This is a genomic window from Hymenobacter cellulosilyticus, assembly GCF_022919215.1.
Taxonomy (GTDB): Bacteria; Bacteroidota; Bacteroidia; order Cytophagales; family Hymenobacteraceae; genus Hymenobacter; species Hymenobacter cellulosilyticus.
Genome location: NZ_CP095046.1, coordinates 3,359,200 through 3,380,818, shown reverse-complemented (window position 1 = coordinate 3,380,818; position 21,619 = coordinate 3,359,200). Strand labels below are relative to the sequence as shown.

Genomic DNA, 21,619 nt, shown 5'->3' with positions numbered 1-21,619 from the left:
AGTAAAAACCAGCTTTCACGCAGCAACCAGGTCAGTTCAGACAAATCCAGGGTTTCGGTTTTGCGGGTGGGGTAAGTTTGAATACTGGTTGGGCAAGGCCTTTTGCCCATCCCAATTTCCCACTGTCAACTTTCCGGCGCTATGCCTATTCGTCAAGCCTTGGCCCTGCTCCAATTTCTGCTGTTAGCCCTCGTGTGCTTTGGGGGAGCTTACTACTTCAGCCACCGGAGCGCGGCCCCTGTTTCGGCCCCCGCTCCCATTGCCCTGATGTATTCGCCGGGCGCAGTAGTAGCCGTAGAGTAAAGGAGAGGAAAGCGTGGGCAGTTTTCGGCGCTTCGCCTAACCAGCACTGGCGGAAGCAGCCTACTGCGCTCCGGCGCCGAAATACTCCTTTATAGCTCCTATAATATAATGCTGCTGCTCCCGGGGCAGAGTGGGATGAATCGGCAGGGACAGGACGGTGCGGCAGAGCTGCTCGGCCACCGGAAACTGCCCGGGCTGGTAGCCCAGATACTGGTAGGCGGGCTGCAGATGAGTGGGCACCGGGTAATAAACCACGCTGGGAATACCCCGCTCCCGCAGAAACTCCTGCAGGGCGTCGCGCCGGCCGGGTTCTACCGTGACGGTGTACTGGTGAAAAACGTGGGTGCTGCGGGCGTCGCGCACCGGGATTTGCAACCCTGAAAGCCCGCTCAGGGCGTCATCATACAAGGCTGCCACCTGCTGGCGGGCGGCCGTCCAGGTGGGCAGGTGGCGCAGTTTCACGCGCAGCACGGCGGCCTGTAGGGTATCGAGGCGGGAATTGAGGCCGACGTGCTCGTGGTAGTACTTGCGGGTTTGTCCGTGGTTGGCCAGCTGCCGCAAATACGTAGCCCGGGCTTCGTCACGGGTAAAGAGGGCGCCCCCGTCGCCGAGCGCGCCCAGGTTTTTGGACGGAAAAAATGAGGTTGTGCCCACCTCGCCCACCGTGCCGGCAAACACTGCCGGCCCTTGGGCAAGTTGCCAGGTGGCCCCGATGGCCTGGGCGTTGTCTTCAATCAACGCCAAGCGGTGCTGCCGGGCCAGCTCGGTCAGGGACGTGAGGTCGGCGCACTGCCCAAACAGGTGCACCGCAATAATGGCCCCGGTGCGCGGGGTAATGGCCGCCGCCACGGCCGCCGGGTCCAGGCCGAAGGTGTCGGGCAGCACCTCGACGCACACGGGCCGCAGCCCCAGAATGGCCACGGCTTCCATCGTGGCCACATAGGTAAAGGCCGGCACGATGACCTCGGCTCCGGCTGGCAGCCCGAGGCTCATCAGGGCCAGCTGCAGCGCATCGGTGCCGTTGCCGCAGGGAATTACGTGGGCCTCATCGAGGTAAGTGCCGAGTTCCCGGGCAAACTCGCCTACGGCCGGCCCCTGAATAAAGGCGGCCTGACTGAGCACCTCCTGCAGGGCAGCGTTTATTTCGGACTGAATGGGGGCATGTTGGGCAGCCAGATCCAACAAATGGATGGGCAGGGCGGAAACAGGAGTCGTAGGCAAGGGCGGAAGGTCAGACGGATTTATGCCAAAGATATGGCGCGCCGCTCAACCACCCGGAAAGGGCCACTGCGCAACCCGAGCCGAAGAGCTTGCGTTAAGCGGGCCAAGCGGCTGTATTAACAGCCCTCTATATACTCCTTCCCCACCAACCGTTCACACCATGTTTAAGAAGCACTTATCCATACATGCGCTGGCCACACTGCTGTTGCTCGGCGGCGCCACCTTCACCCAGACCAGCTGCTCGCAGGCCGATAAAAAAGAGGTGGGCCAGGAAAGCGACCAGGCCTACGAGGATTTCAAAACCTTCGTGAGCACCGCCGAAACCCAGGCCGACAACGTAGGCGACAAGGCCGAGGCGGACTATGAGCGCGAAACGACGGAAATGAAAAGCGAATTCGACGCCAAAGTAGCGGCCGTCGACAAGTACGCCGACCAGTACGACGACACCCGCCGTCAGGAAATCGAGCAGCTGCGCACCCGCTACACCACCGCCTACGACAAGCGCGACATGGCCTGGAAAAACCGCCCCAACGCAGTGGCCGGTACCAGCACGGGCGGCACTACCACCCGCCTGTATGAGTCGGCCGCTGGCAAGTACGGTGGGCTGACGGCCGCCAACATCCGCGGCACATACGAGGCCTTCACGGCCCAGATCAAGCAAAACGAAGACCGGTACGGCATTGAAGACTGGCGCACTGTGAATGCCGACTGGAAAGCCCTCGACGACCGGTATGACCAGATCAAGAATGAGGTGAGCACCGCCGACCGGGCCGAAATTGCCAAGGAAAAAGCCAAGTATGCGGCCTTCAAGTCGTATGACAAAACTGAAGCCCGCGTAGCCCAGGGTGCTGATGCCGTACGCGGTGAGGCCAATGAGGTATCAGCCGAAACCCGCGACGAGCGGCAGGCTGTGGGCACCGCAGCCGCCAACACCGCTGCAGACGTGAAAGACGCGGGCAAAAGCGTAGGTCAGAAGATTGGCAACGCCGCCAAGAAAGTTGGCGAGAAAACCAAGGAAGGTTACAAGGAAGTGAAGTCGGAAGTAAAGAACACCGACAACGACTAAGCGGCCTTACCTCTAGTGAAAAAAGCCCGGCTGTTGCTACAGTCGGGCTTTTTCGCGTTCCAGGGGCTGGCTTAGCTCCTGCAGCAGCCAGTACAGTTTGAGCAAATCAAATTGACGCAGATTGGGGCTTTCCGAGAGCAGGTTACGGCGCAGCGCGGGGAGCAGCAGGCGCAACGAGGTCTGCACGAATTTGCTCAGCCCGGTGCGGCACACCTGCAAAGCCAGGCGCATCAGGCGAGTTTCGGCCCCCAGTTGCTCGTGCCGGTAGAGCAAAGCCAAGTTGCGGACGGCCTGGTGACTTTTCTCCAGAAACACGGCTGCCGGCTCCAGCCCATCGTGCAGCACGGGGTTGTCGAGGTGGCGCACCGGCACTTGAGCCTGGCGCAGCAGCCAGCCAAACTTGGTGTCTTCGTGCCCGTAGCGGGTCAGGTTTTCATCGAGCCCAAACTGACGAAACACGGAGGCCTGAATCAGCATGTTGTTCAGCGTAAGCTGTCCGTAGGGCTCTTGCTGGCGCCGCCGGGCCGGGCGGGCTTCGCGGTTATGGCCGTAGTGCCAGCGCAGCCGCAGCTCGGGCTCAGCGGGCGGCAGCGGGTCGTAGGTGGTGCCCCAATCAGAACGGGAGCCAACGCGCGGGCCTGGGCGTAGCGGGCCACAAACTGGTCGTCGGGCAGCAGACTGTCGTTGTCGAGCAAAAGCAGCCAGGGAAAGCGGGCGGCAGCGGCCAGCTGGTTACGAATAGCCGAGCGGCCTACGTTGCGGGGCAACTCCTGGTAGCGTACGGCGGGCCATACGGCCAGTAGCCGGTTGAGCTCCTGAAACTCCGGGGCGGAGGCATCGTCCAGGCACACGATTTCGACGGGGCCGCCCCAGTCGGGCAGCTGTTCCAGCAACGTGCATACCAGCGTGGTTACGTTGCGGTTGTACACCGGAATCAGCACCGAAAGACCGGACTCAGGCATGCGTTACTCGGGCAAAGTCACGGCTACGCGGGTCGAGTCGAGCAGCTGCCCGTTCTCGCACTTCAGAATCCGCTTGGGATACTGCCGGATAATCTGGTAGTTGTGGGTAGCCATGAGCACGGCCGTGCCGGCGTTGTTGATTTCCACGAACAGCCGCATGATGCTGTCGGCCACGTCGGGGTCGAGGTTGCCGGTGGGCTCATCGGCCAGCAGCAACACTGGCTCATTAAGCAGAGCCCGGGCAATAACCACGCGCTGCTGCTCACCGCCGGAAAGCTGGTGGGGCATTTTGCTGGCCGATCCAGCCAGGCCCACCCGCATCAGCACCTCAGAAATGCGCTGTTGAATCTTGGCCTTGCCGCTCCAGCCAGTGGCTTTCAATACAAATAATAGGTTTTCAGCCACCGTGCGGTCGAACAGCAGCTGGAAATCCTGGAAGATGATGCCCAGCTTGCGGCGCAGAAACGGCACCTTGTCGGCCCCCAGCTTCTGCAGGCCAAAACCAGCCACGGCCCCAGCGCCCCCACCCATGGGCAGGTCGGCGTAGAGGGTTTTGAGCAGGGAGCTTTTACCCGAGCCGGTGCGCCCCACCAGATAGGCAAACTCGCCCTTGTCGAGCGTAAAAGAGACTTTCTGCAGAATCGTGTTGACATCCTGCATCACGTACACGTCGTGGAGCTCAATTACCGGCGTGGAGGAAGTGGGCATTCGGTCGGGAAACTTGGAAAGGCGAGCTTAAGACTCAAAAACAGCTACAAATTGAACGGTTGGCGAAACGGCAGCCTTCCTTACGCCAGCTCCAGCTTCTGCAATTTACCAAACGACAGGCCCTCAATGACGGCTGCCAGCGCGTCTTCCTTGCCTTCCAGCCCGTAGCGGTGCAGGTCCTTGAGCGGCCGGTCGGCCCGGAAGTAGGCAATGAGCACAAAGTTCTCGTCGCGCAGCTGGATGTAATCCGGAATTTTGGCCTTGCCCTTTACTTTGATGATATACATCGGTTCAGTGTGCTGATATGGAAAATGTAAAAATGTGAGAAATGTGAAAATGATATCCTACAACTCATTTACCACATTTCTCACATTCAATCACACTAGCACATTATTACGAATTTACCTTCTTGTGGTCGGCCAGGAAAGTGGCCAGGCCGGCGTCGGTAAGCGGGTGCTTAAGCAGACCAGTAATTACGTTCAAGGGGCAAGTCACCACATCGGCGCCCATTTCGGCGCACTGAATCAGGTGGGGTACGTGGCGCACGGAGGCGGCCAGCACCTGGGTGGGGTAGCCGTAGTTGCTGAAGATGTCCACGATTTGCTGCACCAGTAGCAGGCCGTCGTGCCCGATATCATCGAGGCGGCCCACGAAGGGCGACACGTAGGTAGCACCGGCCTTAGCGGCCAGCAGGGCCTGACCGGCCGAGAAAATCAGGGTGCAGTTGGTCTTGATGCCTTTTTCGGAGAAGTACTTAATGGCCTTCACCCCGTCGCGGGTCATGGGCACCTTCACCACGATATTGGGATGCAGATCGGCCAGCATCTCCCCTTCCCGCACCATTTCCTCAAAGTCCACGGCAATCACCTCGGCCGATACGTCGCCATCTACGATTTCGCAGATCTGCTTGTAGTGGGCCATTACGTTGTCGGTGCCTTTGATGCCCTCTTTGGCCATCAAGGACGGATTGGTCGTCACGCCGTCGAGTACGCCGAGGTCTACGGCTTCCTGGATATCCTTGAGGTTGGCGGTGTCAATGAAGAATTTCATGCGGGAATTGGGTTAAAAAAGAATGCCCCAAAGCTAACCGTTTGCCGGCAAATGCGGCTACGCGGAAGCGTTGGGGACAGGACAAAAAAATAGCGAGCCAAAATCGCACCGCTCAACCGCTTACCCTTGCTACCTTCCGGTCCTGGGGGAGTTCAGCAGGAGCTGGTCGTTCTGACTCGCCGCTGCAAATATACGCGGCTTATTTGCAGAAAGCACAAATGGCGTCAAGATTTTTGCCTTAACACCATTTGTACCAGATAATCAGGACGTTTATTTTTTGAAGTAGCTCTGCTTAGTGCTTCCAGGCCTTGGTAGCAGCCTTGCTTTGCTTCTTGAGCTGCTTCTGGTAATTCTCAATCGGGTCGAGGCGGAAGGTGGTTGGGTGCAGTGTGTTAATGGGCATCTGCATCTCCTGGTAGCCCGCGTAGCTGACGCGCAGCACCGGCGTGGCAGCCGTCGACTGAATCATGAACTGCCCGTCGGAATTGGTAGTAATGATTTCACCTTTCTCGGACATCACCGTGGCGCCGGCCAGGGGCTCCCCTTCCTCATTGAGCACGAAGCCGGTCAGCACTTTCACCGCATTTTTGGCGGGTACAGCAGGCTTTTTAAGCACATCCGCGGTACTGGGGGCTGGGGCCGCTACGGCGACCTGCTCGGTACTCGGCCGGGGGCGGGCCGGGGTGGTTTTGGGGGCCGACTGGGCCGCTACTACGAAGGGAAAAGCAACGCAGGCGAAGCTGCAAACAGAGCGGAGCAAGTATTTCATGCAGATTGGGGGGTAGAATAAAAACTGCGCTTCTCCCGAACGATATATCGGGTGAATGACGCTGTTATACGGGAGCTAAAAAAAATTATCCGTCTAGTCAACAGATAAAATTCGGGCCTTGCGGGCAAGGCTTGAACGTGAAAAAGCCCGCAGCTGGTATAACTGCGGGCTTGGTAGCTGTAAAATCAGAAGGCGGAACTGGCCGCCGGGAGCTTAGCGCCGGCTGCTTTTGGCCAACTTCTTCCGGTTGGCGGCGGGCAGCAGCTGTACGCTGGCGGGCAGAAAATTGCTGGTTTTCAGCTGTTGGTCTTCGTAGCCGGCGTAGCTAAAAGTAAGCGTGTTCACCCCGGCTGGAGCGTCCAGGCGGTATTCACCCTTAGCATCGGTGCTGGCAAAGGCCCCGGCATCCTTGATGAACACGACAACGCCGGCCAGCGGCTTTTTTTCTTCGTCCAGCACCCGGCCCGTGAGCGTAGCCATTTCGGCGGCCGGCGCGGTGGTCGACTCCACGGCTGGCTCATCAGCTGTAGCTGCATCCGACTCGGCCGTAGTTGTGACAGATGGTTTCGGGGTTGCCTTGGTTTCGGGGGCCGGGCTTGGGGCGGCCTTCTTTTCTACCTGGGCCGCAATCAGCGAAGCGTTGGGGTTGGTTGTTGTCTGGGAAAGGGCCGAAAAAGGGGAACCCAGCAGGCAGCAAAGGCCAAATACGCGGAGAGTGTGGAACATGGGAGCAGCTTTTAGAACCGAAAATCTGCTCAAAGATGTACCCAAACGGGCCAGCAGGAAAGGCTAAACTACTGGCTACTGTGATGTTGACTATCCGGTTATGATATAGTAAAAAACCTATTTTAAACCTCCATTCGGGAAGCTCCGGCAACTTTGCGGGCACTAAAACCCATGATTTGTGACATGAATTCGGGCGGCTGGCTATGTTAAGCGCCTGGTGAAATGATAATGCCCGGCGTTTTGCTTGCGGGGCGGCGGTTAGTACCTTTGCCCATGCCTCAACAGATTTTAATTCTCGATTTCGGCTCCCAGTACACGCAGCTCATTGCCCGACGCATTCGGGAATTGAACGTTTACTGCGAGATTCATCCGTTTACGCACGCCCCGGACCTCACTGAGGATATCCGGGGCGTTGTGCTTTCCGGCTCGCCCTGCTCGGTGCGCGACCCGGAAGCTCCCAACCCCGACCTGAGCCGCTACCTGGGCAAGGTGCCGGTGCTGGGCGTATGCTACGGCGCCCAGCTGCTGGCCAGCCAGAACGGCGGCGACGTGCTGCCCGCCACCATCCGCGAGTACGGCCGGGCCCGCCTCAGCCACCTCGATGCGACCAACCCGCTGATGCGGGAGCTGACCAGCGGCTCCCAGGTGTGGATGTCGCACGGCGACACAATTAAAACCCTGCCCGCCGGCTTCGAAATCATTGCCAGCACCCCGGAAGTCGACGTGGCGGCCTACCACGTGCTGGGCCAGCCAACGTACGGCATCCAGTTTCACCCCGAGGTAACGCACTCCACGGAAGGCAAGCTGCTGATGCGCAACTTCGTGGTGGATATCTGCGGCTGCGACCAAAGCTGGACGCCCGAGCACTTCGTCGACAGCATGGTGCTGGCCCTGCAAAACACCATTGGCCCCGACGACAAAGTGATTCTGGGCCTGTCGGGCGGCGTCGACTCCTCGGTAGCGGCCCTGCTGCTGCACCGGGCCATCGGGCCGCGTTTGCACGGCATTTTCGTGAATAACGGGCTGCTGCGCAAAGATGAGTTTGAGAGCGTGCTGCACTCGTATAAGGACCTGGGGCTGAACGTGCGCGGCGTGGATGCGTCGCAGGAGTTCTACGCGGCCCTGGCCGGTATTTCCGACCCGGAGGGCAAGCGCAAGGCTATTGGCCGCACCTTCGTGGAAATCTTCGACCAGGAAGCCCAGAAAGTGGAGGGCGCCCGGTGGCTGGCCCAGGGCACGATTTATCCGGACGTAATTGAGTCGGTGTCGGTGAAAGGGCCGGCCGTGACCATCAAGAGCCACCACAACGTGGGCGGTTTGCCGGAGAAGATGAACCTGAAAATCGTGGAGCCGCTGCGGGCCTTGTTCAAGGACGAGGTGCGGCAGGTGGGCGACGCGCTGGAACTGCCCCACAACATTCTGCACCGCCACCCTTTCCCGGGTCCCGGCCTGGGCATCCGGATTCTGGGCGACGTAACTCCGCACAAAGTGGACTTGCTGCAGCGGGCCGACGATATTTTTATCAACGGCCTGCGCGAGTTTGGCCTGTATGAGCAGGTATGGCAGGCGGGTGTGATGCTGCTCCCGATTCAGAGTGTAGGCGTGATGGGCGACGAGCGGACCTACGAGCAGGTAGTAGCCCTGCGCGCGGTGACCAGCGTAGACGGCATGACGGCCGACTGGGCCCACCTCCCCTACGACTTCCTTGCTTACGTTTCCAACAAAATCATCAACCAGGTGCGCGGCATCAACCGCGTGGTGTACGACATCAGCTCCAAGCCGCCAGCAACGATTGAGTGGGAGTAATCTGAGCTTCGTTTCCGGCGACTTTTTCCGATTAGTCGGATTATATGGACGCTTCATTTATAGAAAAAGGCTGCTTCGGATTTCCGGAGCAGCCTTTTTGCTTATAGCGCCGTTGCATTCGTAATTCTGGCTGCCCGCTTACTTTTGTGCTTCTCCTTCTAGTCCGACGCCTATGCTGTTTGTTGCCCTGCTGGTTGCTTTAGTGAGTTTGTGGATGGCGTGGCCGGGTTTGCAGCGGCCGGCCGGAACATCACCGATAAGCTACGCCCTGCGCTGGGTACTGCTCGGGTTGCTGCTGGGTAGCACGCTGTTTTTGGTGAACCGGCTGCTAGGAATGCTGCTGTACGGCAGCTAAACTACCTGGCCAGGTGCTGCCAGCCGTTCGGTTACTAGGAAAGCTATCCGGCGCCGGTTACTTTTTCAGTTCCAGCAGGGCGCTGCCACCATAGTCGTAACTTACCTTGTGCTGCTTTTCCCGCCGGGCCAGCCGGTGCAGATACAGGGAAAGAGTAGCCTTGCGCCCTGTGGCGGCCAACGTAAGCTGAGTGCCCGGCAGGATTACGGTGTCCTCCTGCTTTTTGGCCACGTGCTCAGTCAGGGAATCAGCTAAGGCGCCGGGTTCCAGGACCAGCAACTGCTCCCAGCGCCCAGGGGCCTCTTGCTCCAGCACAATCTGCCGGCCATCGTGGGTGCTACGCAGCTGAAAGTGCCCCTCGGGCCCACGAAAGGTCACGAGCGTATCATCACCCTGCGTGCGGTACATGTAAAGCTGCACGGTGCTGATATAATACCGGCCGCCGCCCAAGGCCTCTACTTCCTGCTCCTCGCGCTGAAACTCGGCCACTTTACCCAAATCCTCGTCCTCACTCTCGTACTTATCAGCGCGGGTAATGCGGCTAACGGCAAAGAGCCGATCCATCTGCTCGTCCTTCTGCACCCACTCGGCCTTGTTCCTCAAGGAGTCGGGAAGCTGCAGGGAGGCAGTGAATAAAGGCTGCAGCCGGTTTACCGCGCTTCGGTTATTAAAGAACTCGAAGATGGAGGTAATCCGCTTGCGGGCCGCCAGGGGAATATCGGTTTGCCGCCACCCGGCATTATCCAGCTTACCATTCTGCAACAGCCGATACTGCGCTGCCATCTGCTTTAACTCCCGCAGCTGACTCCGCTCGGCCACGGCAAAGGCCCCCCAGGGGCCGGCTACGGTCAGCAGGGCTACCACGGCCAGGGAGGCCGGAATCCAGATGATGCCCCGGCCCTGCCGCACCAGCGAGTAGGCCAGGATGCCCGCCAGCCACAAGGCCAGCACCAGCACGTAATACCGCTCCTCGGTAATGCCGTAAGCTCCGATGCGGGTGTCGATGGCCACAACCAGCAGGCCCAGCAAGGGCAGCAGCGCCAGGTAAAACCACCGGGCAAACGTGCGAATCCAGGCGTTGCCGGCCTGCTCCCGGATAGGATGAATAAGCAGCAGGGCAAAAATACCGGCCACTGAAAAGGCCAGAATCAGCAGGGAAACCCAGCCTTCGGGTAACTCCCACCGCACCAGAATCCGGCCCAGGTAGGCGTACAGAATGCCCAGATACAGCAGCACCAGCGGCAGCAACACAAATTGGGTAAAGACCTTCAGGCCCTTGGGATAGGGCGCTTCCTGCTCCAGCTCGGCAAAGTCGGCGGGCACGCCGGCCAGAAAAAACCAGGTATTAAATACCGTCGCCAGCACCGTAAACAAGTAACTGTAGATGTTATTGGACAGGTGGACTTCGAACAGATTCTTTACCGCCACCAGCGCCAAAGCACACCCGGCATATAGTACGCCCGAGTACAGCCCGGCCGTCAGAATGCGCAGAAACAGGGTTTCGTTGTAGCGCCAGAAGCTGGGCGTATCGGCCTTTCGGCGCAGCTCGGGCAGGTAGGGCACCACCGCAACGAGTAGGTGCTGAGCCACCAACAGCACAAATAGCCGCAGTCCCCACACCAGGTTGGCCTGGGCGGGGCAGACGGCATACCACAGCCCCAGCAAGGCAATGGTGCCTGCCAAAGCCGCCAGCCGCTTCAAGCCCGACCAGTGGTAGCGCTCGGACGCTAGGGATGCGCTGAGCGTCAGTGTAAGGCCTAGCAGGGCAGTAGACATAACCGGAAACAGCCAGCTAATATCCCGCTCCTCCACGCTGTTGAGATGGTTAATATAGATAAGCACCACGCAGAGCACCAGGGCGCACAGCAGCGTGAGCGGAAAGCGGCGAATTACCCGGGCCGCTTCAGCAACCACGTGTTGCAGGGAAGGAAACTTCATAGCAAGGTTTGAATATAGCCGGCAAGAAAGGGCCTTCTGACGAGCTAACCCGCCTTTATTGTTTCCTGAGTTATTTTTCTCGGGCTAGCGTCACTCCGATTTCGGGCCTGAATGCGCTGGGACCGTATCTTTGCCCCGGTGCCGCATATTGGCAATCCCAAGCTGTTCTTTCCGACACATGCTTTTTTCCCCTTCGTGGGTCCTGCCGCGCGCCGTAGCGGGTGCGCTGCTGCTTGCTTTCGGCCCGCCCGCCGTAGCTCAACACTCGCCTTCCTCAGCCCGGGCCGTAACGGCCGACCGGCCCAGCACCCACGGCATGCTTCTCTTTGGGTGGCAGCGCGTGTATGCGTCGCACCTGCCCATGTTTCACAGCCCCCACAACTACCAGGTTCTTCTGGAGCTGGAGCTGAGCGACTCTACCCAGGCGGCGCTACAGGCCAGTAAAAGGCAGTTTCCGGCCGAGGAGGTGTATACTCTGGAGCCCGAGTCCTTCGTGCTGCCCGAGATGCTGCGCCAGCCCCGCCCCTTCCGCGCTACCGTGTACCGGGGCCATTTTGAGCGGGGCGGCACGCCCATTGCCCGTGGGGTACAGGTGCGCATCCGGCAGGTGCTTTATGCGGAATCCTTGCCCACCAAGACCGGGCCAGCGCCTAAGTCCGCCCTGCTGCTGGTAGGCACCGCTCCCGACCAGTACGTGGTACACCGCATAGCCCGCCAGCCCGATTTCGACCAGGTAGCCTCCGTAGTGAGTGCGGGCAGCGTCGGCAAGCTCATTCCCCACCTGCCCATGCTGCAGGTGCTGCCCACTTCGATGGCAAAAAAGCCGGTAAAGGCCGGGCAGGTGCTGAACTTCCGGCCAACCGCGCCCGGCATGCCCGACCAGCTGACCATAGGCACGAGCCTCTACCTGGAGCACAACGACCTTCGCTAGCCATGCGCATCCACTGCTACCAGCACGCGCCCTTCGAAACGCCGGGCATCATGCTCGACTGGGCTGCCCGCCACGGCCACAGCTGGACCTACACCCGCCTCTACGAGCCCGACCCAGAGTTTCCAACCACCGCCGACTTCGATTGGCTGCTGGTGCTGGGTGGGGTGATGGGAGTGCACGAGGAAGACCACTACGAGTGGCTGAAAGCGGAAAAAGCGGGAATCCGGCAGGCCATTGCGGCGGGCAGGGTGGTGCTGGGCATTTGCCTGGGGCCCAGCTGCTAGCCGAGGCCCTGGGCGGGGTGGTTTTTCGTAACCCGGAACTGGAAATTGGCTTCTGGCCTATTCACCCCGCTTCAGCTGCCACGGTGCACCCGCTATTTTCCTTGTTTACTGAAGGCCTGACCGTACTGCACTGGCACGGCGACGCCTTTGAGCTGCCACCGGGCGCTACCGGGCTGGCGTGGTCGGCGGCCTGCACCCAGCAGGCTTTCGTGTACGATAACCGGGTAATCGGCCTGCAGTTTCACCCCGAGCTAACCCCGGACATACTGGCGGCCATGCTGCAACACGACGGCCACGAGCTAGTGCCCGGACCCTGGGTACAGTCGGCCGCGGAGCTGCGGGACCGCGCCGGGGAGCTGGCCGCTGGCAATACCTGGCTGCTACAGTTGCTGGATCAGTTGGCCGCCCGGTAGCTGCTCAGGCCGGGTTATTCGGTGGGTTCCAGGCGCAGGCGGCCCAGCAGGCGCACGGTGCTGTAGCCGATGACCAGAAACACCCCAAAGAGCAGCGTGACGCCCCAGGTGCGCGGATGGGCGGCCGGGTGTATTACCCGGTTCAGGATGTCATAGAAAAGCGTCAGGGGATTGGTGACAATGTCCCAGCTGTTGAAGCGCAGGAACCGGCCCAGGTAAATGCCAAAGCTGCTCAGCAGCAGGGCCACCACCACGAAAACCCAGCTGGCGGCAGCTCCCAGGCGGCGCTGCACCAGGTTTTGCATATCCAGTAGCGAGGCGTAGGCCAGCATCAGTCCGTTCCAGGCGCAGGTCAGGATCAGGGCCAGATCATACCAGTACGGCACGCCGCTGCGGGGCTCCAAGTGGAACAAGTCGGTGAGAATGTAGGGCGCGTTCGGGAAAAACAGGAGCCACACGGCCCCCACCGGCAGCAGTACCCGGGCCCGCACCGGACCCGCAGCCAGGCCCAGCATGGTGCTCAGGCCAAAGGGAATCAAAGCCAGAAACAGGTTCCAGAGCAGAAACACAAAGTAGATCTGGTGGGTCAGAAACACGCGGAAGACCACCAGCACCACGCTCAGCGCGAGCGAAGCGCCCAAAACCAGAAGCAGGTTGAGCCGTTGGCGGAGCTCAGACTGGGAAAATGCAGCGACAGAAATTGACATAGGTTCCGTAACGTAAGTTTAAAGCCCGAAGTATGGGCAAGCCTGGCATTTAGGCTGGTAAAATACAACCCAAATCGGACTCCTACATCTTCCCGCCCGATCCTGCGTACCTTTGCCCGAATGCCGCTGCCCATGGTTAGGCCGGCTCGTCCCCTTCGCACTAATTCCCCGGCCCTCTGCTATGAGGCATCTTGTTGCTCTTCGGCTGGCAGCCACGCTGCTGCTTTCTTCTTCCACCTTCGCGGGACTGGCCCAACAGCCGACCACGCCTAAGCCCACCGCCCCGCGGCCGGCTGCCTCCTCCGTGACGCCGGCCGCGAAAAAGCCCGCGGCTGTTCCGGCCAAAGCCCCAACACAAACGGGGCCAACCACCCCGGTGAAAACCACTAACGGCAAGCCCGCCCCGGCCCCAGCCAGCGGCGCTATTACCAAGCCGGCCACTCCGGGTGCGGCCAAAACCCCGGCTACCCCCGCCAGTGCTGCGAAAGCTGCCGCAACCAACTCCCCCGCCAAAACCTCGGCTACGCCGGCCAGCACTGCCAAAGCCTCCGCTACTACGGTTCTGACCACAGCTAAGCCCGCTGCTCCGGCCAAGCCCCAGGTGCCGCTGCCGGCCAACATGGGCTCCAGCGACCCAAACCTGCGCTACCAGAACGGCAAAACCCTCATTACCCAGGCCCGCTACGACCTGGCCATGCAGGAGCTCGAACCTGTGACGCTGCCCACGGCCAAGTTTGACCGCGCTCCGGATGCGGCCTATTTATACGCCATTGCCGCCACCCGGGCCAAGAAGTGGGCCGAGGCCGAGCAGATGCTGAACCTGCTGCGCAACGAGTACCCTACCTGGTCCAACCTGGCGGAAGCTTTTTTCCTGCAGGGCCAGGTTTCCTTTGAGCAGGGCGAAGCCGACAACGCCCTGAAAGTACTGGGTCAGCTGCCGGCCGGCCGCCTCGAAGCCGAGCGGGAAGCCATGAAAGCCGTCTACCTGCCCCGCATCAAGGACAAAGTACTGTTCCAGAACCTGCTGCAGCGCTACCCCCAGGATGCCGCCGTGGCCCGGGCGTATGCCGACAAGCTCGTAACGGGCGGCTGGTTTACCGACGCCGACAAGCCCATCCTCGACCAACTCGTTACCCAGTTCAGCCTCGACCGGGCCCGCTACACGCCCAGGCCTAAGGCCCAGAAAAAGAGCTCCTACAACGTGGCCGTGCTCCTGCCCTTCGAGTTTGACGACCCGAGCTGGGAAAAGCAGCGCAAAAACCAGTTCGTGACGGACCTCTACGCCGGTATGCGCCTGGCCCAGGATTCGCTGCAGCGCGAGGGCCGCCCGATTCAGCTTTTCTCCTACGACACCGGCGCCGACACCATGCAGCTCAAGCAAGTGCTTGCCCTGCCCGAGCTGGCCGGCATGGACCTGATTATCGGCCCCATTTACAAGTCAGGCAGCAAGATTCTGGCCCGCTACGCCCAGCAGAAGCAGATTATTTGCATCAACCCCCTCTCCCAGGATGCCGACTTGGTTCAGGACAACGGCTGGCACTACCTCTTTGAGCCCAGCACCGTGACCCAGGCCAAGCAGGCCGCGCAGTTTGCCATTACCCGCTTTGCCAGCCGCACGGCCGTGGTGCTCTACGAAGACACTAAGGACGAGGCCGCCTTCGGGCAAGCCTACAAAACCGCCTACGAAGCCCTGGGCGGCAAAGTCCTGCAGCTGCGCCGTATCAATTCCGACGTGGAAGAATCGTTGAGCACCGGCTTCAGCGGCCTCGACCTCAAAACGGTGGGCCACCTGGTAGTAGCTTCCGACCACCGCAAGGCCGGGCCCTACACGCTGGGCGTCATGCAGGCCCAGGGTGCCCGGGTGCCTTTGCTGACCTACGCCTCCTGGCTGGAAAACTCCCGGGTAAGCCTGGGCCAGCTCGACTCACGGGACGTGTTCTTCATTCACCCCAAGTACCTCGACAAGCTCAACCCCGGCGTACGGCGCTTCCGCCAGCTTTACGTCCAGCGCCAGAACCTGCCGCCCTCGGTGTTTGCCTTCACCGGCTTCGAGCTGCTGTATTACTTCGGCTCCCAGCTGCACCTAAACGGCCCCGGCTTCCAGCAGAATCTGGCCGCGTCGGGTCCCATTTCGGGGCCGTATTTCAGGGTATTGGCTACCCCAGCGGCGCCCACGACAACCAGTACGTGCCTTTTACCAAACTTGAGCGCCTGGAAGTGGAAGTACAGAACCCAGTGGGCTTCCGCTAGGTTATACTATAGTGAGTAGCGGGTAAGCAGCAGTGAGATATCCGCCACTCTAGTTTACGTTTACCGCCTCACTGCTTTCCTTTTTACCGCTTCCCATGTCCCAAGATTCAGCTCTGCATACCGACCTCAACCTCGCTACTTCCGACGCGCTGTTTACCCGCGCTAAAAACCACATTCCCGGCGGCGTCAACTCGCCGGTACGGGCTTTCCGGGCCGTAGGCGGCCACCCCGTGTTTATGCAGTCGGCCAAGGGTGCCTGGCTGACCGACGTGGACGGCAACCGCTACATGGATTTCATCAACTCCTGGGGTCCCATGATTCTGGGCCACGCCCCGGAAGTGGTGCTCAACGCCGTGCAGGACGCCATTCAGGGCTCCCTCTCGTTTGGGGCACCTACCCGCCGCGAGGTCGAAATGGCTGAGCTGATCAAGAAAATGGTGCCCAGCATCGAGAAGGTGCGGCTCGTCAACTCCGGCACCGAGGCCTGCATGTCGGCCATTCGGGTGGCCCGGGGCTACACTGGCCGCAACAAGATCATCAAGTTTGAAGGCTGCTACCACGGCCATGGCGACTCCTTCCTGATTGCGGCCGGCAGCGGCGCCCTCACCCTGGGTACTCCCGACTCGCCCGGCGTGACCGAGGGCGTAGCCCAGGACACCATCACGGTGCCCTACAACGATTTGGCAGCAGCCAAAGCGGCCATTGAAGTCAACCAAGACCAGGTAGCCGCCCTGATTCTGGAGCCGGTAGTCGGCAACATGGGCCTGGTGGCGCCTGACCAAGGCTACCTGCAGGGCCTGCGCGAGCTATGCACCGAGCACGGCATCGTTCTGATTTTCGATGAGGTAATGACCGGCTTCCGCCTGGCCCGCGGTGGGGCGCAAGAGCTCTTCGGCATCACGCCCGACATGACCACGCTGGGCAAAATCATTGGCGGCGGTATGCCCGTGGGTGCGTATGGCGGCCGGCAGGACATTATGGACTGCGTGGCCCCGGCGGGCAAAGTGTACCAGGCCGGCACGCTCTCGGGCAACCCCATTGCCACGGCCGCGGGAATTGCCCAGCTCACCTATCTGCAGGAGCACCCCGAGCTCTACACCGAGCTGGAGCGCATCACCACCCGCATTGCCGATGGTACCCGCCAGATTGCTGCCGAGCTGGGCCTGAACTACATCGTCAACCAGGTGGGCTCCATGTTCAGCGTGTTCTTCACCGATAAGCCGGTACACAACCTGGAAGACGCCAAAACCTCCGACACGGAGGCCTTTGGCCGCTACTTCCGGGCCATGCTGAACCGCGGTATCTACCTGGCCCCGCCCAGTACGAGGCCCTGTTCGTGTCTACGGCCATTACCGACGAGCTAGTAGATCAGTACCTGACCGCCTGCCGCGAGTCGATGCGCGAAGCCCACGGCTTGTAAACAAGCCGGTCATTGCGAGGTGCTGGCCGAAGCTAACCTCTACAAGGTTTGACTCGGCCTTTTACCAGAAAAGCGCAGTTCTTCTCTGTCATTGCGAGGACGCGAAGCAATTCGTCCTCTGCGAAGGTAGTCCCGTTCTTTTACCAGAAAGCCCTAACGTCTGCTCTGACGTTAGGGCTTTTCACTTCGGAGGGCGTCGCCCATTTCACAGGACGTATTGAACGACGCTTGCTGCGCAGAATGCCCTACGTCCTGTGAAATGGGCGACGCCCAGCTTTGTCGTGGCTTAAGGCAAAGACCAAACAGCCTAAAATCCACAGTTTTTTGCTTGGTTTTCCGAACCACGACGAGTACTGGTTACCTTTGCGGCCAATCTGCTTTGCTGCCATGCGCCACTTTCGCCTTTTGTTCTCCCTTGTTTTCCTGCTTGTCGCCTCGCTGGGCCCCTTGCACGCCCAGGTAGAAGCACCGGCGGCAGCCAATAAGCGCCTGTTCGACCGCACCGTGGACGAGCTGAACTTCCGGACCATGGAAACGGTGTACGACAAGTCGTTTACCCGCAACAAGTTTCCTGTCACGCTGCGCAGCCATAAGGCCCGCAAAGAGTTCGACGGCTTCGGGGGCAACGCCAATCTGCGCAAGCTTTTTCTGAACTACAACGATGTGTCGGAACGCTTCAAAAGCCGCTTCGGCAAGGGCCGCACCGACCTGGCCGAGTTTGAAAAGCAGCTCAATACCCTGCTGATCGACAAAAACTTCGAGTTCTTTATCCGCGTGCTGCCCCGCGACGAGCGGGTAGCTTTGATTCGCTCCCTGCAGCGCAGCATTAAGCAGGCTTCTGCCCAGTTCAACGCCTCTGAGGACCCCAACCCCGAGGACGTAGCCGTGGACGAAGCCGCCGTGCCCCCGGCCGACATTGACGCCATTCCGGCTACTACCGTTGTAGCCGAAGACCCTACGCCCCAGCCCGAACCCTCTGTGGGCTCCCCGCGCACGGCTACCGGCCCGACGGTACGCCCCCTGGATATTACCGTGCGCCACGACTGGGTCGACTACCTGGCCCTGCTGCTCTCGGCCACCTCGACGCTGCTGCTGTTCCACCTCATTGCCAACGTGCTGCCCGACCTGCGCGCCCGCCTCGACGGCCTGGCCGAGGAGCTGGAAGAGCGTCAGCCCACCGACGCCTCCCGCCCCGCAAGCGTCCCGCCGGCTCTTTGCCCCAGGACCGCTACGGCGACGAAGACGACCCGGAATAGGCTGGGCATTGCGCCTTACAGGGTGATGGTTGCTTGCGTAAAGCTGTTCTGCTTCCCCCTGTCATTATCAATCAGCCTAGCTAACCAGCAACTATCGGCCCTACCAAGTACCTACTAACAACACCCCTTCACCCCTTCCATGATTCTTACCGATCAGCAGATTCTAGCCGAGATTGAGCGCGGCAACATCGTTATTGAGCCCTACGACCCCAGCTGCCTGGGCACCAACTCATACGATGTGCACCTGGGCCGCTACCTGGCCACGTACCGCGACAAAGTGCTGGATGCGCGCAAGCACAACGAAATCGACGTGTTTGAGATGTCGGCCGAAGAAGGCTTCGTGCTGGAGCCCGGCGTGCTGTATCTGGGCGTTACGGAAGAGTATACCGAAAGCCACGCCCAGGTCCCCTTTCTGGAAGGCAAGTCGAGCGTGGGCCGCCTCGGCATCGACATTCACGCCACCGCCGGCAAAGGCGACGTAGGCTTCTGCAACACCTGGACCCTGGAAATCTCCGTGACCCAGCAGGTGCGTGTGTACCCGGGCATGCCCATCGGCCAGCTCATCTACTTCGCCGTGCAGGGCGACGTGCAAACCTTCTATAATCGCAAGGCCAACGCCAAATACAACGAGCGCACCGACAAGCCCGTGGAGTCGATGATGTGGAAAAACAACTGGTAAGCTTGCCACGCTAACCTCTCGTGTCATGGCGAGCAAAGCGCGGCCATCCGTCCTCTACCCAGTACGACCCGCTCTTTTACCAGAAAGCCCTTTCTCGTTATGACGGGAAAGGGCTTCCCATTCACAATAGCTTGGCACATTTTAGAGGACGGATGGCTTCGTCATTCTGTCTCGCAAGGACCCAGCTTTTGCAGCAGCATATTGTCCTCATTAACAGTTGAGCCCCTTAACACCCGAACTCCCTGGCATAGTTTTTCGTTAAGGAAAGACACCTGCCAGGCGCTGAGGATTTTGTTTCAGCCGGAGAGCAGCTCTTTATTTGTTCAAATAACTGCTTCTATACCATGAGAAATCAACTTGCCACCGCCGCGCTGATTCTGGCCGCAACGCTGGGCGCGCAGGCTCAGCAGAAGCCCGCCATAGTTCAGCCCCAGGATAAAACCAAAGCTACGCCCCGCCTCAACCCGGTGCAGGAGCGCGCCAAGCGCCTCTCCGACCAGATGGCCCGCGACCTGCGCCTGAACGGTTACCAATCGTCCCGCCTGCGGGCCATCAACGAGGACAAAGTGGCCAAAATGGCCGCCATTGAGCAGAAAAACGCCGGCAACCCCCGCCTCATCGACGAGCAGTGCGGCCTGGTGTGCCGGGAGCGGGACCAGGAGTTGCGCAGCGTGCTGAGCAATTCCCAGTACAGCGCCTACTACGACTCCCGCGAGGATTTCTACAAGTACGACAAGGACTACGCCAAGCAGACTAACGCCGTATTCGTGAAGTCGGTGCGCAACCCGCTGCCGGCCAGCAGCCGCGGCGCTACCATCGGCCCGGCCCGCACGACGCCGGCCGAAGCCGGCCGCTAAGCTTCCTGCCTCCTGGATATAGAAAAAGCCCCGCTGGATTGCTCCGGCGGGGCTTTTCTGTGTCGGGACCTTATCGGAATAATGCCCCAATAAGTTAGTAGTGGCTGGCTTAGCGCTGCTCAGCTTCCTGCTTGTTGAGGTAGTCGGTCAGCTCCCGGCAAAGGTTGCGGATTTTGGTAGCCATTTCCGTGTCGTTGGTGGCCGTCACCAGGCTTTCGGCCATGGAGCCCATGTTGTCCACGCAGAAGCGCTTCATCTCGTCAACGGGCATTTCCTTGGTCCACAGGTCGATTTTCATCGTGCCGCGCTCGTCCCGGTCCCAGAGGGCAATGTTGATGGCCTTGGCAAAGTGAATATCGGGACCCGCGTCGGTGGCCGTCCAGCTAATGGCCTCGGGCACTTTCTTATCGTCGAGGGCTATGCTGAAGCGGATTTCGGATTTTTTCATCGGAAGGATGTTCTTGTAAAAAAGTGTGTCATCCTGAGCTTGCGAAGGACCTTATAACCGTTGAGCGAGAGTCGTTAAACTGGTTCGTTCTAACGTGGAAAGGTCCTTCGCAAGCTCAGGATGACAGATGATTTTAAGTTGGCAAATGACTACTGAGCTGTCTAAACCGCGCTTAGACGTAGTTGTTCAGCATCACCGGCATGACCAGCATCAGGATGCTCTCGTTGTCGTCGGCGACGGTGGGCATGAGCAGGCCGGCGCGGTTGGGGTGCTCAGCTCCAGGGTGATTTCCTCGGAGTCGATGTTGGAAAGCATTTCGGCCAGGAAGCGGGCATTGAAGCCGATTTCCATGTCCTCACCCTCGTACTGGCAGGCCAGACGCTCGTTGGCTTCGTTGCTGAAGTCGAGGTCTTCGGCCGAAATGGTCAGCTCGGAACCAGCCAGACGCAGGCGCACCTGGTGGGTGGTCTTGTTCGAGTAGATCATGATGCGCTTCACCGAGTTTAGAATCTCGGCGCGGCTGATGATAAGCTTGTTGGGGTTGCTCACCGGAATTACGTTTTCGTAATCGGGGTAGCGCTCATCAATCAGGCGGCACACGAGGCGCATCTGGTTGAAGCTGAAGAAGGCATTGGAATTATTGAACTCGACGCGCACGGTAGTTGCCTCGGAGGGCAGGGCACCTTTCAGTAGATTAAAGGCCTTGCGCGGAATAATCAGGTTGGCCGTCTGGCCCGCGCCCACGTCGGAGCGGCGGTAGCGCAGCAGGCGGTGCCCGTCGGTGGCCACGAAGGTTACCTGAGCGTCGGCCAGCTGCACCAGAATGCCGGTCATGGCGGGCCGCAGCTCGTCGGTGCTAACGGCGAAGATGGTCTTGGTAATGGCCCGCGACAACGACGAGGAGGGAATTTCGATTGGCGAAGAGCCTTTCACGACCGGCACGCGGGGAAGTCGGTGGCGTTTTCGCCGGCCAGCTTGTAGCGGCCGTTGGCCGAGGCAATTTCGATGGTATAGGTTTCCTCGTCCAGGGTGAAGGTCACGGGCTGGTCGGGCAGGTTCTTCAGGGTGTCGAGCAGGATGCGGGCGGGAGCAGCAATGCGGCCACTTTCGCGGGCTTCCACGGGCAGCTCGGTAATCATGCTGGTCTCCAGGTCGGAGGCGGTAATCGTCAGCTTGCCATCCTCGATTTCAAAGAGAAAGTTCTCCAGAATCGGCACCACGGGGTTGTTGGTCACCACGCCGTTGATGCTCTGCAGCTGCTTGAGCAAGGCGGAAGACGATACGATAAACTTCATATAGGCGGAGTTGGCTGGCGTTGTAAAGAAGAGGACAAAGATAGGAAACCCAAACCGGGTTTTCTAGCGCCTTAGCGGGTGGGTGCAGGGGCCCCTACGGGCTTATTGCGGGGCATTATAGCGCAGAGCCCGATGCCCGCCGGATCCAGCCCATGCTTTTATTCGACCTCAACCA

General features: G+C 60.1%; 22 protein-coding genes, 1 other RNA gene and 2 pseudogenes. 12 read left to right on the top strand and 13 right to left on the bottom strand.

Annotated features, from left to right (window positions below):
- The first annotated feature begins 141 nt into the window (after nt 1-141).
- Complete coding sequence (locus MUN79_RS16570) at nt 142-303, top strand: hypothetical protein (RefSeq protein WP_244673774.1); 162 nt, start codon at nt 142-144, stop codon at nt 301-303.
- A gap of 60 nt (nt 304-363) precedes the next feature.
- Here the strand turns inward: MUN79_RS16570 and MUN79_RS16565 are convergent, their stop codons facing one another.
- Nucleotides 364-1,524, bottom strand: coding sequence for a DegT/DnrJ/EryC1/StrS family aminotransferase (locus tag MUN79_RS16565; RefSeq protein ID WP_244673773.1), 1,161 nt, complete (start codon nt 1,522-1,524; stop codon nt 364-366).
- Nucleotides 1,525-1,684: 160 nt separating this feature from the next.
- Between MUN79_RS16565 and MUN79_RS16560 the strand changes: the two genes are divergently transcribed.
- A complete protein-coding gene (locus MUN79_RS16560) occupies nt 1,685-2,590 on the top strand; it encodes a DUF6565 domain-containing protein (protein WP_244673772.1) in 906 nt (301 codons plus the stop codon).
- Between the two features lie 36 nt (nt 2,591-2,626).
- On the opposite strand, the gene MUN79_RS16555 is transcribed toward MUN79_RS16560, so the two are convergent.
- The 8 genes from MUN79_RS16555 to MUN79_RS16520 form a co-directional block, all read right to left on the bottom strand.
- Nucleotides 2,627-3,067 (bottom strand): glycosyltransferase family 2 protein, encoded by a 441-nt coding sequence (locus MUN79_RS16555; protein ID WP_244673771.1) that lies wholly within the window; start codon nt 3,065-3,067, stop codon nt 2,627-2,629.
- Between the two features lie 5 nt (nt 3,068-3,072).
- Nucleotides 3,073-3,552, bottom strand: a complete 480-nt coding sequence (locus tag MUN79_RS16550; RefSeq protein WP_244673770.1) for a glycosyltransferase family 2 protein — start codon at nt 3,550-3,552, stop codon at nt 3,073-3,075.
- 3 nt (nt 3,553-3,555) lie between these two features.
- Entirely contained in the window at nt 3,556-4,260 is a 705-nt protein-coding gene (locus MUN79_RS16545; RefSeq protein WP_244673769.1) for a cell division ATP-binding protein FtsE, read from the bottom strand.
- Nucleotides 4,261-4,340: 80 nt separating this feature from the next.
- The gene (locus MUN79_RS16540; protein WP_244673768.1) at nt 4,341-4,547 is read right to left on the bottom strand and encodes a fructose-6-phosphate aldolase; all 207 of its coding nucleotides are present in this window, start codon (nt 4,545-4,547) and stop codon (nt 4,341-4,343) included.
- A 106-nt stretch (nt 4,548-4,653) separates the two neighbouring features.
- The gene (gene fsa / locus MUN79_RS16535) at nt 4,654-5,310 is read right to left on the bottom strand and encodes a fructose-6-phosphate aldolase (RefSeq protein ID WP_244673767.1); all 657 of its coding nucleotides are present in this window, start codon (nt 5,308-5,310) and stop codon (nt 4,654-4,656) included.
- Between the two features lie 86 nt (nt 5,311-5,396).
- Nucleotides 5,397-5,493: signal recognition particle sRNA small type (gene ffs / locus MUN79_RS16530), an RNA gene on the bottom strand.
- Nucleotides 5,494-5,602: 109 nt separating this feature from the next.
- Entirely contained in the window at nt 5,603-6,079 is a 477-nt protein-coding gene (locus MUN79_RS16525) for a carboxypeptidase-like regulatory domain-containing protein (RefSeq protein WP_244673766.1), read from the bottom strand.
- Nucleotides 6,080-6,292: 213 nt separating this feature from the next.
- Nucleotides 6,293-6,805 carry a carboxypeptidase-like regulatory domain-containing protein gene (locus tag MUN79_RS16520; RefSeq protein WP_244673765.1) on the bottom strand — a complete coding sequence of 171 codons (513 nt, stop codon included), beginning with the start codon at nt 6,803-6,805 and terminating at the stop codon, nt 6,293-6,295.
- A gap of 273 nt (nt 6,806-7,078) precedes the next feature.
- Here MUN79_RS16520 and guaA point away from each other — a divergent pair, with 273 nt between their 5' ends.
- Both guaA and MUN79_RS16510 read left to right on the top strand, forming a co-directional pair.
- Nucleotides 7,079-8,611, top strand: coding sequence for a glutamine-hydrolyzing GMP synthase (guaA, locus tag MUN79_RS16515; RefSeq protein WP_244673764.1), 1,533 nt, complete (start codon nt 7,079-7,081; stop codon nt 8,609-8,611).
- A gap of 172 nt (nt 8,612-8,783) precedes the next feature.
- Nucleotides 8,784-8,966 (top strand): hypothetical protein, encoded by a 183-nt coding sequence (locus tag MUN79_RS16510; RefSeq protein ID WP_244673763.1) that lies wholly within the window; start codon nt 8,784-8,786, stop codon nt 8,964-8,966.
- Between the two features lie 57 nt (nt 8,967-9,023).
- Here the strand turns inward: MUN79_RS16510 and MUN79_RS16505 are convergent, their stop codons facing one another.
- Nucleotides 9,024-10,904, bottom strand: coding sequence for a DUF4153 domain-containing protein (locus tag MUN79_RS16505; RefSeq protein WP_244673762.1), 1,881 nt, complete (start codon nt 10,902-10,904; stop codon nt 9,024-9,026).
- A 178-nt stretch (nt 10,905-11,082) separates the two neighbouring features.
- Between MUN79_RS16505 and MUN79_RS16500 the strand changes: the two genes are divergently transcribed.
- Genes MUN79_RS16500 through MUN79_RS16490 form a run of 3 tightly spaced genes read left to right on the top strand, consistent with a single transcriptional unit; the run spans nt 11,083 to nt 12,532 of the window.
- A complete protein-coding gene (locus MUN79_RS16500; RefSeq protein ID WP_244673761.1) occupies nt 11,083-11,835 on the top strand; it encodes a hypothetical protein in 753 nt (250 codons plus the stop codon).
- A 2-nt stretch (nt 11,836-11,837) separates the two neighbouring features.
- Nucleotides 11,838-12,119, top strand: coding sequence for a hypothetical protein (locus MUN79_RS16495; RefSeq protein ID WP_244673760.1), 282 nt, complete (start codon nt 11,838-11,840; stop codon nt 12,117-12,119).
- On the top strand, nt 12,098-12,532 hold the full coding sequence (locus tag MUN79_RS16490; protein ID WP_244673759.1) for a type 1 glutamine amidotransferase: 435 nt from the start codon (nt 12,098-12,100) through the stop codon (nt 12,530-12,532). The genes MUN79_RS16495 and MUN79_RS16490 overlap by 22 nt, the downstream gene beginning before the upstream one ends.
- 14 nt (nt 12,533-12,546) lie before the next feature.
- On the opposite strand, the gene MUN79_RS16485 is transcribed toward MUN79_RS16490, so the two are convergent.
- A complete protein-coding gene (locus MUN79_RS16485; protein WP_244673758.1) occupies nt 12,547-13,173 on the bottom strand; it encodes a DUF1361 domain-containing protein in 627 nt (208 codons plus the stop codon).
- Nucleotides 13,174-13,420: 247 nt separating this feature from the next.
- Here MUN79_RS16485 and MUN79_RS16480 point away from each other — a divergent pair, with 247 nt between their 5' ends.
- From MUN79_RS16480 to MUN79_RS16460, 5 genes and pseudogenes are all read left to right on the top strand, one after another.
- On the top strand, nt 13,421-15,508 hold the full coding sequence (locus tag MUN79_RS16480) for an ABC transporter substrate-binding protein (RefSeq protein WP_244673757.1): 2,088 nt from the start codon (nt 13,421-13,423) through the stop codon (nt 15,506-15,508).
- Between the two features lie 76 nt (nt 15,509-15,584).
- A pseudogene (gene hemL / locus MUN79_RS16475) lies at nt 15,585-16,909 on the top strand (glutamate-1-semialdehyde 2,1-aminomutase).
- A 387-nt stretch (nt 16,910-17,296) separates the two neighbouring features.
- The gene (locus MUN79_RS16470) at nt 17,297-18,283 is read left to right on the top strand and encodes a hypothetical protein (RefSeq protein WP_244673756.1); all 987 of its coding nucleotides are present in this window, start codon (nt 17,297-17,299) and stop codon (nt 18,281-18,283) included.
- Between the two features lie 21 nt (nt 18,284-18,304).
- Entirely contained in the window at nt 18,305-18,844 is a 540-nt protein-coding gene (gene dcd / locus MUN79_RS16465) for a dCTP deaminase (RefSeq protein ID WP_244673755.1), read from the top strand.
- Nucleotides 18,845-19,188: 344 nt separating this feature from the next.
- On the top strand, nt 19,189-19,701 hold the full coding sequence (locus MUN79_RS16460) for a DUF4890 domain-containing protein (RefSeq protein WP_244673754.1): 513 nt from the start codon (nt 19,189-19,191) through the stop codon (nt 19,699-19,701).
- 109 nt (nt 19,702-19,810) lie between these two features.
- On the opposite strand, the gene gldC is transcribed toward MUN79_RS16460, so the two are convergent.
- Both gldC and dnaN read right to left on the bottom strand, forming a co-directional pair.
- Nucleotides 19,811-20,149 (bottom strand): gliding motility protein GldC, encoded by a 339-nt coding sequence (gene gldC / locus MUN79_RS16455; RefSeq protein WP_100335399.1) that lies wholly within the window; start codon nt 20,147-20,149, stop codon nt 19,811-19,813.
- A 172-nt stretch (nt 20,150-20,321) separates the two neighbouring features.
- A pseudogene (gene dnaN / locus MUN79_RS16450) lies at nt 20,322-21,444 on the bottom strand (DNA polymerase III subunit beta).
- Nucleotides 21,445-21,619: the final 175 nt, after the last annotated feature.

What these genes read in the sequence shown, in the direction of transcription:
- MUN79_RS16570 (WP_244673774.1), top strand. Translation starts at nt 142, where the DNA reads ATGCCTATTCGTCAAGCCTTGGCCCTGCTCCAATTTCTGCTGTTAGCC.
- MUN79_RS16560 (WP_244673772.1), top strand. Translation starts at nt 1,685, where the DNA reads ATGTTTAAGAAGCACTTATCCATACATGCGCTGGCCACACTGCTGTTG.
- MUN79_RS16555 (WP_244673771.1), bottom strand. Translation starts at nt 3,067, where the DNA reads ATGCTGATTCAGGCCTCCGTGTTTCGTCAGTTTGGGCTCGATGAAAAC.
- MUN79_RS16550 (WP_244673770.1), bottom strand. Translation starts at nt 3,552, where the DNA reads ATGCCTGAGTCCGGTCTTTCGGTGCTGATTCCGGTGTACAACCGCAAC.
- MUN79_RS16545 (WP_244673769.1), bottom strand. Translation starts at nt 4,260, where the DNA reads ATGCCCACTTCCTCCACGCCGGTAATTGAGCTCCACGACGTGTACGTG.
- MUN79_RS16540 (WP_244673768.1), bottom strand. Translation starts at nt 4,547, where the DNA reads ATGTATATCATCAAAGTAAAGGGCAAGGCCAAAATTCCGGATTACATC.
- fsa (WP_244673767.1), bottom strand. Translation starts at nt 5,310, where the DNA reads ATGAAATTCTTCATTGACACCGCCAACCTCAAGGATATCCAGGAAGCC.
- MUN79_RS16525 (WP_244673766.1), bottom strand. Translation starts at nt 6,079, where the DNA reads ATGAAATACTTGCTCCGCTCTGTTTGCAGCTTCGCCTGCGTTGCTTTT.
- MUN79_RS16520 (WP_244673765.1), bottom strand. Translation starts at nt 6,805, where the DNA reads ATGTTCCACACTCTCCGCGTATTTGGCCTTTGCTGCCTGCTGGGTTCC.
- guaA (WP_244673764.1), top strand. Translation starts at nt 7,079, where the DNA reads ATGCCTCAACAGATTTTAATTCTCGATTTCGGCTCCCAGTACACGCAG.
- MUN79_RS16510 (WP_244673763.1), top strand. Translation starts at nt 8,784, where the DNA reads ATGCTGTTTGTTGCCCTGCTGGTTGCTTTAGTGAGTTTGTGGATGGCG.
- MUN79_RS16505 (WP_244673762.1), bottom strand. Translation starts at nt 10,904, where the DNA reads ATGAAGTTTCCTTCCCTGCAACACGTGGTTGCTGAAGCGGCCCGGGTA.
- MUN79_RS16500 (WP_244673761.1), top strand. Translation starts at nt 11,083, where the DNA reads ATGCTTTTTTCCCCTTCGTGGGTCCTGCCGCGCGCCGTAGCGGGTGCG.
- MUN79_RS16495 (WP_244673760.1), top strand. Translation starts at nt 11,838, where the DNA reads ATGCGCATCCACTGCTACCAGCACGCGCCCTTCGAAACGCCGGGCATC.
- MUN79_RS16480 (WP_244673757.1), top strand. Translation starts at nt 13,421, where the DNA reads ATGAGGCATCTTGTTGCTCTTCGGCTGGCAGCCACGCTGCTGCTTTCT.
- MUN79_RS16470 (WP_244673756.1), top strand. Translation starts at nt 17,297, where the DNA reads ATGCGCCACTTTCGCCTTTTGTTCTCCCTTGTTTTCCTGCTTGTCGCC.
- dcd (WP_244673755.1), top strand. Translation starts at nt 18,305, where the DNA reads ATGATTCTTACCGATCAGCAGATTCTAGCCGAGATTGAGCGCGGCAAC.
- MUN79_RS16460 (WP_244673754.1), top strand. Translation starts at nt 19,189, where the DNA reads ATGAGAAATCAACTTGCCACCGCCGCGCTGATTCTGGCCGCAACGCTG.
- gldC (WP_100335399.1), bottom strand. Translation starts at nt 20,149, where the DNA reads ATGAAAAAATCCGAAATCCGCTTCAGCATAGCCCTCGACGATAAGAAA.